This window comes from Bradyrhizobium sp. 147, from assembly GCF_023073935.1.
Lineage (GTDB): Bacteria > Pseudomonadota > Alphaproteobacteria > Rhizobiales > Xanthobacteraceae > Bradyrhizobium.
Genome location: NZ_JADPKL010000144.1, coordinates 1 through 15,760, shown reverse-complemented (window position 1 = coordinate 15,760; position 15,760 = coordinate 1). Strand labels below are relative to the sequence as shown.

Annotated in this window: 17 protein-coding genes; 3 read left to right on the top strand and 14 right to left on the bottom strand. The window is 63.3% G+C overall.

The window, feature by feature from the left end; genetic code table 11:
- The first annotated feature begins 573 nt into the window (after window positions 1–573).
- On the top strand, window positions 574–1,746 hold the full coding sequence (gene argE / locus IVA87_RS34650; RefSeq protein WP_247337615.1) for an acetylornithine deacetylase: 1,173 nt from the start codon (window positions 574–576) through the stop codon (window positions 1,744–1,746).
- An 89-nt stretch (window positions 1,747–1,835) separates the two neighbouring features.
- Here argE and IVA87_RS34645 read toward each other — a convergent pair whose 3' ends face one another.
- The 3 genes from IVA87_RS34645 to IVA87_RS34635 all read right to left on the bottom strand — a co-directional run bounded on the left by IVA87_RS34645 (window position 1,836) and on the right by IVA87_RS34635 (window position 5,159).
- The gene (locus IVA87_RS34645) at window positions 1,836–2,462 is read right to left on the bottom strand and encodes a LysE family translocator (protein WP_247337580.1); all 627 of its coding nucleotides are present in this window, start codon (window positions 2,460–2,462) and stop codon (window positions 1,836–1,838) included.
- 250 nt (window positions 2,463–2,712) lie between these two features.
- Window positions 2,713–3,771, bottom strand: a complete 1,059-nt coding sequence (locus IVA87_RS34640; protein WP_247337579.1) for a phosphotransferase family protein — start codon at window positions 3,769–3,771, stop codon at window positions 2,713–2,715.
- Window positions 3,772–3,923: 152 nt separating this feature from the next.
- A complete protein-coding gene (locus IVA87_RS34635; protein WP_247337577.1) occupies window positions 3,924–5,159 on the bottom strand; it encodes an acyl-CoA dehydrogenase family protein in 1,236 nt (411 codons plus the stop codon).
- A gap of 216 nt (window positions 5,160–5,375) precedes the next feature.
- Here IVA87_RS34635 and IVA87_RS34630 point away from each other — a divergent pair, with 216 nt between their 5' ends.
- A complete protein-coding gene (locus IVA87_RS34630) occupies window positions 5,376–6,047 on the top strand; it encodes a TetR/AcrR family transcriptional regulator (RefSeq protein ID WP_247337575.1) in 672 nt (223 codons plus the stop codon).
- Between the two features lie 75 nt (window positions 6,048–6,122).
- Here IVA87_RS34630 and IVA87_RS34625 read toward each other — a convergent pair whose 3' ends face one another.
- The 10 genes from IVA87_RS34625 to IVA87_RS34580 form a co-directional block, all read right to left on the bottom strand.
- Entirely contained in the window at window positions 6,123–6,338 is a 216-nt protein-coding gene (locus IVA87_RS34625; protein WP_247298256.1) for a hypothetical protein, read from the bottom strand.
- Between the two features lie 172 nt (window positions 6,339–6,510).
- Window positions 6,511–7,740, bottom strand: coding sequence for a CaiB/BaiF CoA-transferase family protein (locus IVA87_RS34620; protein ID WP_247337573.1), 1,230 nt, complete (start codon window positions 7,738–7,740; stop codon window positions 6,511–6,513).
- 171 nt (window positions 7,741–7,911) lie between these two features.
- Window positions 7,912–9,114, bottom strand: coding sequence for an MFS transporter (locus IVA87_RS34615; RefSeq protein ID WP_247337571.1), 1,203 nt, complete (start codon window positions 9,112–9,114; stop codon window positions 7,912–7,914).
- 123 nt (window positions 9,115–9,237) lie between these two features.
- Window positions 9,238–9,408: a hypothetical protein gene (locus IVA87_RS34610; protein ID WP_247337570.1), complete on the bottom strand. Its 171-nt coding sequence runs from the start codon at window positions 9,406–9,408 to the stop codon at window positions 9,238–9,240.
- A 32-nt stretch (window positions 9,409–9,440) separates the two neighbouring features.
- The gene (locus tag IVA87_RS34605) at window positions 9,441–9,644 is read right to left on the bottom strand and encodes a DUF2188 domain-containing protein (RefSeq protein WP_247337568.1); all 204 of its coding nucleotides are present in this window, start codon (window positions 9,642–9,644) and stop codon (window positions 9,441–9,443) included.
- Between the two features lie 58 nt (window positions 9,645–9,702).
- Window positions 9,703–11,040, bottom strand: a complete 1,338-nt coding sequence (locus IVA87_RS34600; protein ID WP_247337566.1) for a sorbosone dehydrogenase family protein — start codon at window positions 11,038–11,040, stop codon at window positions 9,703–9,705.
- Window positions 11,037–11,489 carry a DUF2231 domain-containing protein gene (locus IVA87_RS34595; protein ID WP_247337564.1) on the bottom strand — a complete coding sequence of 151 codons (453 nt, stop codon included), beginning with the start codon at window positions 11,487–11,489 and terminating at the stop codon, window positions 11,037–11,039. Before IVA87_RS34595 ends, IVA87_RS34600 begins: the two co-directional genes overlap by 4 nt.
- Before the next feature lie 188 nt (window positions 11,490–11,677).
- Window positions 11,678–12,517, bottom strand: a complete 840-nt coding sequence (locus IVA87_RS34590; RefSeq protein ID WP_247298270.1) for a bifunctional allantoicase/(S)-ureidoglycine aminohydrolase — start codon at window positions 12,515–12,517, stop codon at window positions 11,678–11,680.
- Window positions 12,518–12,545: 28 nt separating this feature from the next.
- Window positions 12,546–13,046 carry an ureidoglycolate lyase gene (locus IVA87_RS34585; protein ID WP_247298217.1) on the bottom strand — a complete coding sequence of 167 codons (501 nt, stop codon included), beginning with the start codon at window positions 13,044–13,046 and terminating at the stop codon, window positions 12,546–12,548.
- Window positions 13,047–13,067: 21 nt separating this feature from the next.
- Window positions 13,068–14,402 (bottom strand): C4-dicarboxylate transporter DctA, encoded by a 1,335-nt coding sequence (locus IVA87_RS34580; protein ID WP_247337562.1) that lies wholly within the window; start codon window positions 14,400–14,402, stop codon window positions 13,068–13,070.
- Between the two features lie 205 nt (window positions 14,403–14,607).
- On the opposite strand from IVA87_RS34580, the gene IVA87_RS34575 reads away from it, so the two are divergent.
- The gene (locus IVA87_RS34575) at window positions 14,608–15,498 is read left to right on the top strand and encodes a LysR substrate-binding domain-containing protein (RefSeq protein WP_247298215.1); all 891 of its coding nucleotides are present in this window, start codon (window positions 14,608–14,610) and stop codon (window positions 15,496–15,498) included.
- A gap of 65 nt (window positions 15,499–15,563) precedes the next feature.
- Here IVA87_RS34575 and IVA87_RS34570 read toward each other — a convergent pair.
- Window positions 15,564–15,760, bottom strand: a 197-nt coding sequence (locus IVA87_RS34570; RefSeq protein WP_247337560.1) for a hypothetical protein, incomplete at its 5' end; no start/stop codon positions are given.

The following is a 15,760-nucleotide window of genomic DNA, read 5'->3' as shown; positions in this document are numbered from 1 at the left end:
GCCTTCCCTGCGCGGATGGTTGGAACGGCTTATGTCGCGCTCTCCTCGGGGAGCGATGCACTATTGCCCCCGTCGCCTTGCCGATGACTGATGCCGCGGTCCGGTTGGGCCGCTCACATCACCGCAAGACTTGGCGCACAGACCCCGGGCGCCAGGACCACACGATTTCGCCGTACGCCGATCACACCGGTCGAGTGCGCGAAGCTCTTCGCTCACGGCTCTCCGCCCTGCGAAGTTCTTCGCGCCGATGTAACCTGCGTCCACCGCCGCCCGGCCCGCGTGTCGTGACGATCGCGATACGCCCCTCTTGCTTGGGCCGGGTTGCCGCGACACATACGCGATTTCCGAATTTCGGTAAAGCGGAATATTTTGGATGGCGCACGTTGACCCAGCGCTGGCGTGTTTTGCCCATCACGCAACACAAGGCCTTGTAGCCTTCCCCTCGTCATTCCGGGGCGACGAAGTCGCGAGCCCGGAATGACAGCTGTGGGTGCATTTGCCCATCCCGCCGCCGCGCTGGTATGTTCCTGCAAGCTGCCTCGGCTTCCGCAATCTCCTGACAAGATCCTGAAAATGCCAAGCTCAAGACCCGACCGCATCCGCAAGCTGCTCGCCGACCTCGTTGCTTTCGACACCGTCAGCGACCGCACCAACCTGCCTCTGATCACCCATATCGAAAGCTATCTCGCCGCGTTCGGCATCAAGGGCGAGCGCATCGTCGATGAGACCGGCGAGAAAGCCTCGCTGTGGGTCACCATTGGACCGGAGGACCGTCCCGGCCTGGTGCTGTCGGGCCACACCGATGTCGTGCCCGTGGTCGGCCAGGACTGGAGCCACGATCCGTTCAAGCTCGTCGAGCGTGACGGCAGGCTCTACGGCCGCGGCACCACCGACATGAAGGGCTTTGTCGCGGTGTGCCTCGCGATGGTGCCGGAGATCGTGGAGGCGAAGCTCAAGACGCCGATTCATCTGGCGATCTCCTATGACGAGGAGATCGGCTGCGTCGGCGTGCGGCCGATGCTGCGCGAGGTGGCGAAGAAACGCGTAAAACCGCTCGGCTGCTTTGTCGGCGAGCCGACCGAGATGAAGGTCATCATCGGCCACAAAGGCAAGCACGGTGTCCGCGCCACGTTTCGCGGCCTCGCCCGCCATTCCTCGATCGCGCCCGACGGCGTCAACGCGATCGAATATGCCGCAGAACTGATCACCGAAATCCGTCGTCGCGCGGTAAAACTCGCGGCCGCGCGATCAACGGACAGCCTTTACGACGTTCCGCACTCGACGCTGCTCACCAGCATCGTGCATGGCGGCGCCGCGCTGAACATCGTGCCGGATACTTGCACGGTGGATTTCGAATGCCGCGGCATCGGCATCACCGAGTCCAAAGAGGTGACCGATGCGATCGTCGCCTGGGCCAAGGCCGAGCTCGAGCCCCTGATGAACAAACAGCATCCGGAGTGCGGCATCGATTTCGAGGAAATCCTCGACTATCCCGCGCTCGACACGGCCGCCGACGCGGCCATCGTCACGCTGGCCAAGAGCCTTGCAGGGCGCAACGACCACGCCAAGGTCGCGTTCGGCACCGAGGCGAGCCTGTTCGCCAGCATGGCCGATATTCCCTCGGTGGTGATCGGCCCGGGATCGATCGCGCAGGCGCATACGCCGGACGAGTTCGTCGAGATGGCGGAGCTGGAGAAGTGCGCGGCGTTCGTGGAGAGGCTGATTGCGCATTGTGTGAGGGAGTAGAGCGCTAGCATACGGAACCGCCGGCATGAGCGAAGCGAGATGCGAGACCGCCGTCCCGGCTATTGCTTCGCTCACCGGGCCCTACAACATCAGCGCTCCTGCAAGGCCAGCCGCACACCGACGGCGCAGTAAACTGCGCCGACCAACTTGCCTTGCCACCTGACAATGGCCGGGTGGCGGCGAACGAGGTTGCCAAGACGTCCCGCACCGACGGCGAATACGACGGTGCTGACGAGGCCGAGCAACACGAATATGGCTCCCAGAATTCCAAGCTGAAGCACGACCGGCCCGTTGTCCGACCGGACGAACTGCGGCAGGAAGGCGAGAAAGAACAGCGCGGTCTTCGGATTCAGCACCTCCGCCAGGATCGCCTGTCGGAACGCTTGACCCGCAGTGATCGCCAAGGTCCGGGCGCTGATTCCCAGTGGAGCCTTTTCCAGCATCGCGCGAATGCCGAGGTAAATGAGGAAGGCTGCCCCCGCATATTTGACGATGCTGAACAAGAGTGCCGACGTAGCGATGATCGCCGAGAGGCCGACGATCGCCATCGTTGTGTGGACGATGTCTCCCGCAGCGATCCCCGCCCCTGTCGCAATGCCAACCTTCGTTCCGGAACTGGCCGCGCGCGCCATGGTGAGGAGCGTGGCTGGTCCAGGGATGAACACAAAGCCGAGCACGATGATGATGTAGGTGAGCAGGGTGGTCAGATCGATCATGCACGGGCTCCACGGGGCGGATTAACCTAGCAGGCTTTGCGACGGCGAATAGTCCACCGGCACAAGCAGCCGGCCTCGATCTGGCCAACCATCAAGCCGTGCTCGGCATCCAGTACGCCGCGACATCTCGGTCCAGGCGGTGCTGCCTCTGGAATACTTGATTGCCCGCCTTCGCGGGCACTGACATCGCGTGTTTGGGGACGGCGACGCAAACAAAAAAGCGCGGCCAGCGGCCGCGCCTTCGCCCTTCCTATACCGCGCCCGCCTTCTGCGCGTAGTCCCATGAGGCCTTTGACAGCGGCACGGTGCGCTTGGCCGACTCCAGCGCCTTGGCGTTGGCGGCGGTGCCGTCGCGGATACGGCCGGCGATACCCTGCGTGATACCAGCGAGGCGGAACAGATTGTAGGAGAAGTACCAGTTGAGGTCCGGCACGCTCATCTTGGTCACGTTGCAGTAGATTTGCGCGGCCTCTTCCAGGCTCGGGATGTTGAGCGCCTTGAGGTCGACGCCCTCGAGGCCCGGCATGATCCACTGCATCAACAGATAGGTGAAGTCGGCCATGGGATCGCCGAGCGTCGACAGCTCCCAGTCCAGCACCGCCTGCACCCGCGGTTCCGTCGCGTGGAAAATCATGTTGTCGAGGCGATAGTCGCCGTGGACGATGGAGACGCGCGCCTGCTCCGGCACGGTCTTGGGCAGCCATTCGGCCACCTTCTCGAACTCAGGAATGTGCTGGGTTTCGGAGGCGCGGTACTGCTTGGTCCAGCGGTCGATCTGGCGCGCGAAATAATTGCCGGGCTTACCGAAGTCGCCGAGGCCGATCGCAACCGGATCGAACATGTGGAGCTTCGCCAGCGTCTCGATCTTGCTGGTGAAGATCTTTCGGCGCACATCGGCATTCTGGCTCGGCAGCGTTGGATCCCAGAACACGCGGCCCTCTTCCATCGACATGATGTAGAAGGCAGCGCCGATGACGCTATCGTCCTGGCACAGCGCATAGGCGCGTGCGACCGGAAAGCCTTGCTTTCCAAGCGCTGCAATCACGCGGTATTCGCGATCGACGGCGTGCGCCGAAGGCAGCAATTTGCCGAATGGCTTTCGACGCATCACATAGGAACGGTTCGGCGTGTCGAGCCGGTAGGTCGGGTTGGACTGGCCGCCCTTGAACTGGAGCACGACCAGCGGGCCCTCATAGCCTTCGACGTTGTCGCGCATCCAGGCCTCGAGCCGCAGCTCGTCGAAACGATGCCGCTCCTCGACTGGCTTGGTGCCCGAGAACTCCTCGTCTTTCCTGACGCCGTCAGCCACGGTGACGCTCCCTCTTCAGTCCCGACCATTTCAGGTCGAGCATGATCCTAATCGGTAACCACTGACGCACTTGCGTCAAGCGGTCATCCGACGCGGATCATGCCCTGTCGTTTCTTCAAGTCGGGAGCGCCGTCCGGCTCTCCCGCTTAATTTTAGTGACTTGGAGAGTTTGCATACTTCCGAAGTTCAAGTCTGGCAATGGCGCGATTGTGCACCTCGTCCGGACCGTCGGCGAGCCTCAGCGTGCGAATGTGGGCGTAGTCCTTGGCAAGGCCGGCCTCGTCCGACACGCCCGCGCCGCCAAAGGCCTGGATCGCCTCGTCGATGATCTTCAGCGCCATATTGGGAGCTGCGACCTTGATCATGGCGATCTCGGCCTGCGCAGTCTTGTTGCCGACCTTGTCCATCATGTCGGCCGCCTTGAGGCACAGAAGACGCGTCATCTCGATATTGGTGCGGGCCTCGCCAATGCGCTGCTCCCACACCGAGTGCTCGACGATCTTCTTGCCGAAGGCGGTGCGCGAGGCGAGCCGCTTCACCATCTTCTCCAGCGCCTCCTCGGCCTTGCCGATCGTGCGCATGCAGTGATGGATGCGGCCAGGGCCGAGCCGGCCCTGCGCGATCTCGAAACCGCGGCCTTCCCCTAACAGGATGTTCTCCTTCGGCACCCTCACGTTCTCGAGCAGCACCTGAGCATGGCCGTGCGGCGCATCGTCGAAGCCGAACACGGGCAGCATCTTCTCGACCTTGATGCCGGGCGTGTCGAGCGGAACCAGGATCTGCGACTGCTGCTGGTGCTTGGCCGCCTTGAAATCGGTCTTGCCCATCAGGATCGCGATCTTGCAGCGGGGATCGCCGACGCCGGACGACCACCATTTGCGGCCGTTGATGACGTAGTAATCACCGTCCTTCTCGATGCGGGTCTCGATGTTGGTGGCGTCCGACGAGGCCACCGCCGGTTCCGTCATCAGGAAGGCGGAGCGGATCTCGCCGTCCATCAGCGGGCGCAGCCATTTGCGCTTCTGCTCCTTGGTGCCGTAGCGGATGAAGACTTCCATGTTGCCGGTGTCGGGCGCCGAGCAGTTGAATACTTCCGAAGCCCAGGTGATGCGGCCCATCTCTTCCGACAGCAGCGCGTATTCGAGATTGGTCAGTCCCGCGCCGCGGAATTCGTCGTCCTCGTGCTCGGACGGCGGCATGAACATGTTCCACAGGCCTTCCGCCCTGGCCTTCTTCTTGAGGTCTTCCAGAATCGGAATCACCTTCCAGCGGTCGCCGCTCTTGTCCTGCTGGTCGTAGACCGGCACCGCCGGGCGCACGTGCTTGGTCATGAAAGACCGCACGCGGTCGAGCCATTCCTTCTGCTTGGGCGACAGATCGAAATCCATGGGACGCTCCTCGTTTTGCTTTTTGAACAATTTCTCTGGCGCCGAACTGTCCTGCCGCCGCGCGCCGCCCGCAAGCGCGAATGCGCGCGCCTTGCGGCCGTTCGGAACGGAATCGCGAGTTGCGAACGAGTCCCGATTGCGGATTGACAATTCCGACCTTCAAACGATAGTTTCATACAACTGTTTGAATTGCAACTCCCCTCATCCAGGGCACCCATGGCCAGCGATCATACGAGGTCTGCCATTCTCGCCGCCGCCGAACGGCTCTATGCCGATCGCGGCTTCGGCGACGTGACGCTGCGCGACATCGTCGCGGCGGCCAATGTGAATCTGGCCGCGGTGAACTATCATTTCGGCTCGAAGGATGAATTGATCGCGGAATTGTTCGTCTCGCGCTCGATCGCGACCAATCGCGAGCGCCTGCGCGAATTGAAGGCGGCGGAAGAACAGGGCGGCGGCTGCGCACCGATTGAGGTCATCTTGCGCGCGCTGGTCGGACCCACCCTGCGCGGCTGCCTCGGCCCCGAGAACCAGCGCTCGACCGCGGCGCGCTTCATGATCCGCGCCTCGATCGAGTCCGTGCCGCCGATTCGCCGCATCAAGAACCGCGAGATCGACCATTTGCGCAAATTTGCCGGCGCGATGCGCAGGTCCCTGCCCGACCGCAGCGAGGTCGATATCTATTGGGGCCTGAACTTCGCGCTCGCCATGGCGCACCACACCATCCGTGAGAGCGAGCGGCTGACGAAGCTGTCGGAGGGCAAATGCGACCTCGATAACGTCGAGGACGTGGTCGCGCGCGTCGTCCGCGTCGCGACGATGGCGCTGACGGCGGGCCGGAGCGAGACGAAGGCGCCGGCGCCGGCGCTGGCACGCAACGCGCGCTGATCAAACAGGCTCGCTCAGGGCCGATACGGCCTCACTTCCCGCTGCGGGAGACGTCGGAATTTCGTGTGCAGGGGGTTACGCCCGCTGCGGCATCTCCTCGGCCTCTTCCTTGGCCAGCAGCAGCAGCATCTCGATGCCCATCTCACCTTCTTGGGGCGAACGGATGAACTTGATCTCATCGGAACTTTGCCGCAGCGCGGCAATGATGGCGACGGCCTGATTGGCGGTGGCCGCCTCGGTCGCCAGAATACCCTTCTGGTTCTTGGCCTGGAACCCGATCGTGTAGGACATTCGTTTCCCTCCCGAGCTGAAGTGGGAAGATCGGATCAGAATCGGGCGCGAAGCGAAAGCCTGTGCGACTACGGATCGGGATTATCTGGGGATTGCGCACAAGCTTCACGCAAGCCGGCTCGCGCCGGCTTGCTCGATGCGAGTTGGGCTCGCGGACAGAGCGAAGCGACCGCTAAATGATCCCGTGCTGCTTCAGCTCCTCGATCCTGCCTGCACCATAGCCGAGCTTGCCGGCGAGCACCTCCTCAGTATGCTCGCCCAAGAGCGGCGGCGCGCGATAGTCGTTGATCGGCGTCTCCGACAAAGTGAGCGCGTTGCGAACCAGCGACAGATCGGGCTCGAAGGGATGATTGACCTTCACCCGCATGCCGCGCGACTGGACGTGCGGATCGGAAAACACCTGCTCGAAATTGTTGATCGGCCCTGAGGGCACGCCGGCCTGCTCCAGCTTTTCCAGCCAATAGGCTACCGGCTTTTTCAGGAACAGGCCGGCGAAGATCGCCATGATCTCCTTGCCGTGCACGACGCGGTCGTTGTTCTTGATGAAGCGCGGATCGCTGGCGAGCTCGGACGCGCCGAGCACGGCGCAGGTGCGCTGGAACTGGCCGTCATTGCCGACCACCAGCATCAGCTCGCCATCGGTGCAGCGGAACACGCCGGCCGGCATGCCGCCATTGCCCCAGGTGCCGCGGCGCGGCGGGGTCTTGCCGTTGACGAGGTAGATCTGGAGCCAGTGCGACAGGGATGCGATGACGGTATCGAACAGGCAGACGTCGATGTGCTGTCCCGCCCCGCCATTGGCGTCACGGTGGTAGAGCGCGGAGAGAATCCCGATCGATGAATTCATGCCGGTCATGTAGTCGACGATGGAAGGACCGACCTTCATCGGGCCCTCGCCCGGCTCGCCATCGATATGGCCGGTGACGCTCATCAACCCGCCCATCGCCTGCAAAATCGCGTCGTAGCCGGCGCGCGGCGCGTATGGGCCGGTCTGGCCGAAGCCGGTCACCGAGCAATAGATGATGCCGGGATTGATCGCCTTGATCGATTCATAGTCGAGGCCGTAGCGCTTGAGATCGCCGACCTTGTAATTCTCCATGAAGACGTCGACGTCCTTGGCGAGCTCGCGGATGATCGCCTGCCCCTCGGGCTTGGCGATGTTGACGGTGACCGATTTCTTGTTGCGGTTGGCGCAGAGGTAGAACGAGTTGTTGTTGTTCGCCTTGCCCTCGGGATCGGTCAGGTAAGGCGGGCCGAAGGCGCGCGCGTCGTCGCCGGTGCCCGGCCGCTCGATCTTGATGACCTCCGCACCGAGGTCTCCCAGCATCTGCGCCGACAGCGGCCCCGCGAGCACGCGGGTAAGGTCAAGGATCTTGATGCCTGAAAGCGGCAAAGCCGACATGTCGATTTCCTCCGGGGAACTGGGATCTTGGCGCGGCGGCTCGAGAGCTCTGGCCGCGCACCCCGCGGATACACCATTTTCGGGCGTCGAGCACTGCACTGGCGGCATACGGCCATCCCCGCCCGGCAGCAGGATCGGCCTGATGTCGAATTCCGCGCCGCGAAGATTGTCTTAGGTCAGGGCTGCAGCAGCGGTTCGCGGCCGCCGCCGCCCGAGCAGGACCAGGATCAGCACGGTTGCGCAGGAGCAGACGAAGGTGAGACCGAGCGCAGCGCGGCTGCCAAACTCCGTGAGCAATCCGACGAGGAGCGGCGGCGAGATTGCGGAGGCGAGATTGAGCGGCAGCGCGATCATCGACATCGCCTTGGCGAACTCGGCCTGATCGTAGAACACCAGCGGGATGGTCGCGCGCGCCACCGCCATCGCGCCGCTGCCGGCGCCATAGAGCAGGATGAAGACCGCGACCGCCCAGGTCGTACCCTCGCTGATCATCAGGAGCAGCATCGCCACGGGCAATGCCGTGCCTGCGACGAGGCCGGTCGTGATGCCGTCCCATCGCCCGCCTCCAAGGAAGTCCAGTCCGCGCGCGCTGACCTGGATCACACCGAGCATCGAGCCAAAGGCAATGGCCTGTGCTGGCGCCAGCCCCTCCGCGCGGAGCAGCTCGATGAGAATGGCGGAAACGCCGAAATTGACGAAGGCATTGAGGGTGATCGCGGCAACGACGAGACGGAACGTGCTCCGCGCAATTGCAGGCTCTACAGGTTCGGCCGGCGCACCGCCATCGCTATCCGCGCCTCTCCGACGCGGAGCCGCGAACGCATAGAGCGGAAGCGAAACGAGGAGCGTCGTGGCTGCATAGACGAGGCATGTTCCACGCCAGCCGAGGTGACTGCTCAGGAACGAGGTGGCCGGCCAGAAGATGCTGTTGGACAGTCCCGTCACCAGCATGAGCGCGCCGATCGCGCTCTTGGCCTGCCTACCGGCGACCTCGTTCAGCATGATATAGGCGCCGGTCGACAAGGTCGCGCTGCCGGCGATGCCGAGCACGATCCAGGCCGTGAAATAGAGCATCGGCTCGCGCGCCAGCGACAGCAGCACGAAGCCCGGCGCGGTCACGACCGTGCCGATCATCATGATCGGCCGCGCGCCATGCCGCGCAAAGGACTTGGCGAGCCAGGGGGCGCACAGTCCCATCGCGACGTAAAGAACGGATGTCCCCGCGAATACCGCCGGCAGGCTCATGCCCAGATCGGCTGCAAGATCGCGCCCGACAATGGCGGGAAGCCCGATCGTGCCCCACCCGACCAGCTGCGTGATCGCGAGCACCAGCAGGACGCCGATTAGCCTGCTGTCAGACTTCAAGAACCGCATTCCCGATATCGCCTGCCCGCCGGGCGCGGATCGCGCCAGCAAGCCCGTTTTACCGGTAGACTCAGCTTGCGGGAATATCGGTTCCGAATGGCACCGCGGCGCCAGCCGCAGAGCACGCCCGTGTCAGGACGTGTGGCCCGGCGCGATATGCTTCGGCGTCTTCTTTTCGCGCTGCGGGGTCATTTTGGCGGGGTCTGGCGCATCCGGGACGCCGCGCGGGCCGAGCTGATCGCGCTGGATGTCGTCTTCGGACAGCGGCGGCTCGACGCCATTCTGCTCACGAGGCTTGGTCATCGTGGCCTCCTCTAGATGCTATTCCGCGGCCCCTAGACACCGAGCGCGGTCTCGCCTGCGTCACGGCCGGGCACGCTGACATGGACTTCATGTCCCTCACGAAGGGCCAAGGATGCCGCGGCAACCGCCGACTCGAATGCAGCTTCCTTGGTAGCGTATCGGCTCTTGACGTCCCCGTCGTGCAGCACGCCCCATTCGTCCTGCACCGGCACGACGGCGTATTGAGCAAGACCCATTGTCCAAACTCCCGGCTTTGCGTTCAGAGATCGTCTGCCCGATAACGCGCGGGCGCGCCTAACGTTGCGTCAGCTGCGGATGCGCCGCCGTCACCCGCCACACGGTGTTGCCGCTGTCGTCGGCGACCAGCAGCGCGCCGGTCTTGTCGATGGCAACGCCAACGGGGCGTCCACGCGCGTGATTGTCGCTGTTGAGGAAGCCGGTGACAACGTCCTGCGCCGGTCCGCTCGGCTTGCCGTCCGCAAAAGGCACGAACACGACCTTGTAGCCGTTCAGCACCTGCCGGTTCCAACTGCCGTGCTCCCCGACGAAAGCGCCGTTGCGATAGGCGGCCGGCAGGCTGGTGCCGGCGGAGAAAGCCATCCCCAGCGGGGCGACATGCGAGCTCAGGGCATAGTCCGGCACGATCGCCTTAGCGACGAGGTCCGGCCGCTCCGGCTTGACGCGGGGATCGACGTGCTGGCCCCAATAGCTGTAAGGCCAGCCGTAGAAGCCGCCGTCCCTGACGGACGTCATGTAGTCGGGCACGAGATCGGGACCGATCTCGTCGCGCTCGTTCACCACTGTCCACAATGCGCCGGTCTGTGGCTCGAAGCTGAGGCCGTTCGGATTGCGCAGGCCGCTTGCGAAGAGGCGCCAGCGGCCACTGGCACGATCGACCTCGAGGATGGCGGCGCGATTGTGCTCGGCCTCCATGCCGTTCTCGGTGATGTTGCTGTTGGAGCCGACGCCGGCATAGAGCTTTGAGCCGTCGGGGCTAGCGACCAGGCTCTTGGTCCAATGATGATTGATCGGCCCGCCTGGCAGCGGCGTCAGCACCGTGCCGGGTGCGGTGATCTTCGTGTCGCCCTCGGTGTAGGGATATTTCACGATCGCGTCGGTGTTGGCGACATAGAGATCGTTGCCAACCAGCGCGACGCCGAACGGCGAGTTGAGATGGTCGAGGAAGACGCTTTGGGTGTCAGGCACGCCGTCGCCATTGCTGTCGCGCAGGAGCGTGATGCGGTTACCCGGCCCGCTGTCGCCGCCGCCCGAGGTCGCCCAGGACTCGACATATCCCATCACGATTTCCTTGGGGCGCTTGATCGAGGCGCCCTTCGGCGCCTTGGACTCCACCACCAGCACGTCGCCATTGGGCAGCACATAGAGGGATCGCGGATGCTGCAACCCGGTTGCGAACGCCTTGGCCTGCAAGCCCTGCGCAACGGTCGGTGTCTCGTCCTTCTTCCAGCCGACGATGCGGGCGATGTGGACCGGCGGCAGCAGATATTGCTGGATATCCGGCAGCGTCGGATTGGGGCCGATTTGCGCCTTGGGATCGCCATTGCCGTCATTGCAGCCGGCCAGACACAGCAACGAAGAGCACAGCAGCGCGCGGGTGAGCTTTGCCATCATCGTGCAACTCCGACGCCGTGGCGATACACCATGGCCCAGCCGAGCCAGCCGGTGACGGGCAGGATCAGCACGGTAATCACCGAAAGAGCGAGCCCGGTGGGCCACACCGAGGTCCAGGCATCGCGCATGTGAATCATCGTATTGAAGATCGCAAGGATCAGCGCCACAGCGTTGCCGATCAGATGCGGCCACGCCGGCGGCTGCGCCCGCACCAGTCGGTTGCCGAGGAAATCAGTGAGGCCTGCAATGGCCGCGAGCACGCCGAAGATGACGCCGAAGAGCAGAAGCCAGGCGGAAAAATTCGCCCACATGACCTCGGCGCTCGCGACATAGGCGATGTCGGTCAGCAGCGCCCCGATGAAGCACGCGATCGGGATCGGCACCAGCATCGGATGAATGGGATGGCCCGCGATCTGCGCCGTGGAGCGCACACGCATGTCGTCTTGCACGGTCGGCCTCGTGTGACCTTCGCCCCGCCCGACCGGGAAACTCGTGCTTGCGGCGATGGTTCCTGAGCGGATTGATCGCCCGGGCGCGCCCACATATTCGGCGTCGCGCCGAGTGGGAAGTCTGCGGCCCGGCCCGGATCGTCGGTTCTAGCCAAAGCCGGCTTGCCCAAAACCGACGTTACTCAAGGTTAAATCAGCGGAGCTCCCTGCCGCAGATTCATGTGCCGGTTGACATCCTTGTAAAGCAGATAGCGAAACCGACCGGGGCCTCCTGCGTAGCACGCCTGCGGGCAGAAGGCGCGCAGCCACATATAGTCTCCGGCCTCGACTTCGACCCAGTCCCGATTAAGGCGGTACACGGCCTTGCCCTCGAGGACATACAATCCGTGCTCCATGACGTGCGTCTCTGCAAAGGGGATCGTCGCACCCGGCTCGAACGTGACGATATTGATGTGCATGTCATGCCGCATGTCGGCCGGATCGATGAAGCGCGTGGTCGCCCACCTTCCCTCAGTGCCCGGCATCGGTACCGGTTCAACCGAGTCTGCATGGGTCACAATCGCCTCGGGCTCCGCCAATCCGGGCACGCGCTGATACAGCTTGCGGATCCAGTGAAGCTGCGCCGGGCTCTGGCCCCGGTTGCGAATGCTCCAGGCGCAGCCGGGTGGCAGATAGGCGAAGCCGCCGGGCCTGAGCTCATGCTCCTCGTCCGCCAATTTGAGGAGCAACCTGCCGCCCACGACGAACAACGCGCCCTCGGCGTCTTTGTCGGGTTCGGGAACTTCGCTTCCTCCATCCCGCGCGATCTCCATAAGATAATGGGAGAACGTCTCCGCGAATCCGGAGAGCGGTCGCGCCAGCACCCAGACGCGCGTGTCCTCCCAGTGCGGCAGGTGGCTGACGACGATGTCGCGCTGCACGCCGTTGGGGATGACCGCGTAGGCGTTGGTAAAGACCGCCCGGCCACTTAGAAGATCCGTCTGGGGCGGAAGGCCCCCTTGCGGGATGTGATAGGTTTGCGATGACATCATCGAGCCTCGTGGACGTTACGGGGGGTCAGCTTGCGGCCGTCTTGGGATCGAGTTGCATCGTCTCGTCCAGCCAATATTCTTCGAGATTGTTACCACCCCCCTTTCGATCGACGACAAGGAACGAGCTTGCGTCCTTGACCACCAGAAGCGGGTGGTGCCAGCAGTTTCGGGCATAGTTCACGCCTTGGTTGCCATTGGCAGCGAACGCCCGATAACTCGAGGCTGTGTGTGGGTCGGTGCAAACGACGACCAGCCAGTTTCCTCCGTTCAGGGGCATGAATAGCTGGCTTCCAAGTGGATGGCGCTCCATCAAGCGAATTACGATCGGCGCGGGCCGCGCAGAGGCGACAAACCAGCTGAAGTTGATTTGTCCGCCGTCCGCACCGACATCGATATTGGCGAGGTCGTTGTAGCGCACGGCATATCCCTGGTTGATCGACAGGGGCGTTAACCCTTCCGTTTCGACGACCTCTCCGAACGGAGCGAAGGCTTGCCTCGTCAAGGGCTCGACCGAGAGTTTTGCCATATCAACCACATGCCTCTGCGTTCAAAGCGTCTGCAGGCCCGCGACGGGAGCGTTCGGGCCGGCCGGATCGATTTGCACGTTCTCGCTTGAAGGAACGATCTCACCATCGAGAATGCGATGCGCCTTCGCGCGATCGAGGTCCCCCTCCCACGAGGCGACGACCACCGTGGCAACGCAGTTTCCGACATAATTGCCGAGCGCGCGGGCGATTCCGATGAACCAGTCCACCGACAAGATCAGCACCAGTCCGATCGCCGGGATGGCCGGAATGGCTGCCAGCGTCGCCGCGAGGACGACAATGGCCGAGCCCGGGACGCCATGAGCTCCCTTGGAGGTGAGCAACGCGACGCCGAGGATCGCCAGGAGATCGCCCGTGGCGAGCGGTGTGTTCGTCGCCTGTGCAATGAAGACCGCCGCCAAGGTCAAGTAGATCGAGAAGGCATCCAGATTGAATGAGTACCCTGTCGGAATGACCAAACCGACCGTCGACCGCTTGATCCCGAGCTGTTCGAGCTTGCGCATGGTCTGCGGAAGCACGCTGTCGCCTGCGGCCGTGCCGAGAACGATCATCAGCTCTTCACGCAGATAGACCAGCAACTTGAACAGGCTGAAGCCCGAGAGCCGCATGATCGTTCCGAGCACGACGACCACGAAGAAGAACACCGCCAGATAGAACAGGGCAACAAGCCCCCCGAGCTGCTTCAGTGAACCGATGCCATATTTGCCGACAGTGAAGGCGATCGCACCGAAGACGCCGAGCGGGGCGAGCCGGACGACGAAGTTCATCATCTTGAAGATGATCTCGTTCACCCGCTCGACGAAATCGACGACTGGCCTCGCGCGCTCGCCGCACAACGACATGGCACAACCAAACATGATCGAGACGATCAGGACCTGCAGAACATCCCCGGAGCTGAAGGCTCCGACGATGGTCGACGGGATGAGCTTCATCAGGAATTCGGAGACGCCCCCGCCGGCGACCTGAGCGGCGGTCTGGCTGAACCCGCTAAGCGCCTTGGCGTCCAGCGTCCTTGGATCGATGTTCATTCCGGCGCCGGGCTGGAAATAGTAAGCAAGCGCGATGCCGAACACCAAGGCGATGGTGGTGACGATCTCGAAATAGAGAAGCGAGCGGATGCCCACCCTTCCAACCTTTGAAAGGTCGCCGGCCGCCGATATTCCCTGCACCACCACGCAAAACACGATGACGGGCACCAGCATCTTGATGAGTTTGATAAAGCCGTCGCCCAGCGGCTTCATCTGCAATGCAGTGTCCGGATAGGCCATGCCGAGAGCGATGCCGGCCGCGAGTGCAACGACCACTTGGAAGAAGAGTGACTTGAAAATCTTGGGCATGGCTTTCCTCGCTCCCTGGGCTTCCATTTGTCTGGCTTAATCGGCCTTTAGCCTTCGCCACTCTTAGCGTTGGCGGCGACGTGAAGTCGCCGCGGATGGAGCCGTTCGGTCGCGGCAGCACGCGCGAGGTCTCCATCGGTCATTCGTTGACCAGCCTCGCTGCCGAGTCCAATATATAGAACGACACGATTGATAGGGTTTCACTATGGATCTGCGCCAGCTCCGGTACTTCATCGCGGTGGCCGAAGAGCGCAGCTTCACCCTTGCCGCCCGACGGCTGAACCTCTCGCAGCCGCCGCTCAGCCAACATATCCAGGCGCTCGAGGCCGAACTCGGCACCCAGCTCCTCTACAGGACCAGCCGCAGGGTCGAGTTGACGCAGGCCGGCGAAGCCATGCTGGTGCGGGGGCGCGCGATCCTGCAGCAGGTCAAAGCCACGGAAGACGAGGTTCGGTCGATCGGCGCCGGCTTGGTCGGAACGCTGGATGTCGGGGCGACCGGCTCCATCCTGCGCGGTCGTCTCGCCGAGCTGCTCGCGGCCTATCGGAAGGTTGCGCCATTGGTCAAGATGACGGTGCATGAGCAGGCGCCGTCGCTGCAAATCGCCGCGCTCCTCAGCCGTGCCACCAACATCTGTCTCATTCGCGGTGTTCCCGCCGAGCGCGACCTGACCAGCAAGCTGGCGTGGCGCGAAGAGGTCGTTCTGGCCCTGCCCCGCAGCCATCGGCTGGCGCAACGCAGACGCATCGCCCTCGGCGATCTCGCCTCCGAGGATCACGTCGTCCTAGATCCGGACAGCTCCGATTTCGCCCGCTACGTGCAGAAGTGCTGTGTCGACGCCGGCTTTCTCCCAAAGGTTTCCCAGCAAGTCGTCGATGCCCAGTCGATCCCAAGTCTGATTGCCGCAGGTTTTGGTGTGGCACTCGTGCCGCAGTCGATTGAGCGGTTCACAACCACGGACATCGTATTCCGCCCGATCAGGCCCTCGCCGCCCACAGCCGACGTGTTTCTGGTGTTCAGGGCGGACGAGACGTCAATGGTGGTGCACAATTTCATCAGGCTCGCGCTTCGGTATCTCAACCAGCGAAGAGCCTGAGCCAGGCTCAGGTCATCGACCATGCCAGCAGGGGCGCGCCACTGCTCAGACCATTGCGATCGTTTTCACTGACCACGTGTGGCCGTCTTGCCGAAAGCACGGGACAAGCGCCGATCGTCGTCGATGAAGCGCGACGTGTCGGAATGAAACGTCCAAGCTGTTGTGAGCGGCCCGAGACATAGGTGACATTTCGTACCGGACAGACGGGTTACACTTTCCGCTTTTGTTCTGCGGGAGGTGTAGATGCCGTGGAAAGCGAGTT

Coding starts and splice junctions, on each gene's coding strand:
- argE (WP_247337615.1), top strand. CDS start 574: ATGCCAAGCTCAAGACCCGACCGCATCCGCAAGCTGCTCGCCGACCTC.
- IVA87_RS34645 (WP_247337580.1), bottom strand. CDS start 2,462: ATGATCGATCTGACCACCCTGCTCACCTACATCATCATCGTGCTCGGC.
- IVA87_RS34635 (WP_247337577.1), bottom strand. CDS start 5,159: ATGGATTTCGATCTGTCGCCCAAGCAGAAGGAATGGCTCGACCGCGTG.
- IVA87_RS34630 (WP_247337575.1), top strand. CDS start 5,376: ATGGCCAGCGATCATACGAGGTCTGCCATTCTCGCCGCCGCCGAACGG.
- IVA87_RS34625 (WP_247298256.1), bottom strand. CDS start 6,338: ATGTCCTACACGATCGGGTTCCAGGCCAAGAACCAGAAGGGTATTCTG.
- IVA87_RS34620 (WP_247337573.1), bottom strand. CDS start 7,740: ATGTCGGCTTTGCCGCTTTCAGGCATCAAGATCCTTGACCTTACCCGC.
- IVA87_RS34615 (WP_247337571.1), bottom strand. CDS start 9,114: ATGCGGTTCTTGAAGTCTGACAGCAGGCTAATCGGCGTCCTGCTGGTG.
- IVA87_RS34610 (WP_247337570.1), bottom strand. CDS start 9,408: ATGACCAAGCCTCGTGAGCAGAATGGCGTCGAGCCGCCGCTGTCCGAA.
- IVA87_RS34605 (WP_247337568.1), bottom strand. CDS start 9,644: ATGGGTCTTGCTCAATACGCCGTCGTGCCGGTGCAGGACGAATGGGGC.
- IVA87_RS34600 (WP_247337566.1), bottom strand. CDS start 11,040: ATGATGGCAAAGCTCACCCGCGCGCTGCTGTGCTCTTCGTTGCTGTGT.
- IVA87_RS34590 (WP_247298270.1), bottom strand. CDS start 12,517: ATGTCATCGCAAACCTATCACATCCCGCAAGGGGGCCTTCCGCCCCAG.
- IVA87_RS34585 (WP_247298217.1), bottom strand. CDS start 13,046: ATGGCAAAACTCTCGGTCGAGCCCTTGACGAGGCAAGCCTTCGCTCCG.
- IVA87_RS34580 (WP_247337562.1), bottom strand. CDS start 14,402: ATGCCCAAGATTTTCAAGTCACTCTTCTTCCAAGTGGTCGTTGCACTC.
- IVA87_RS34575 (WP_247298215.1), top strand. CDS start 14,608: ATGGATCTGCGCCAGCTCCGGTACTTCATCGCGGTGGCCGAAGAGCGC.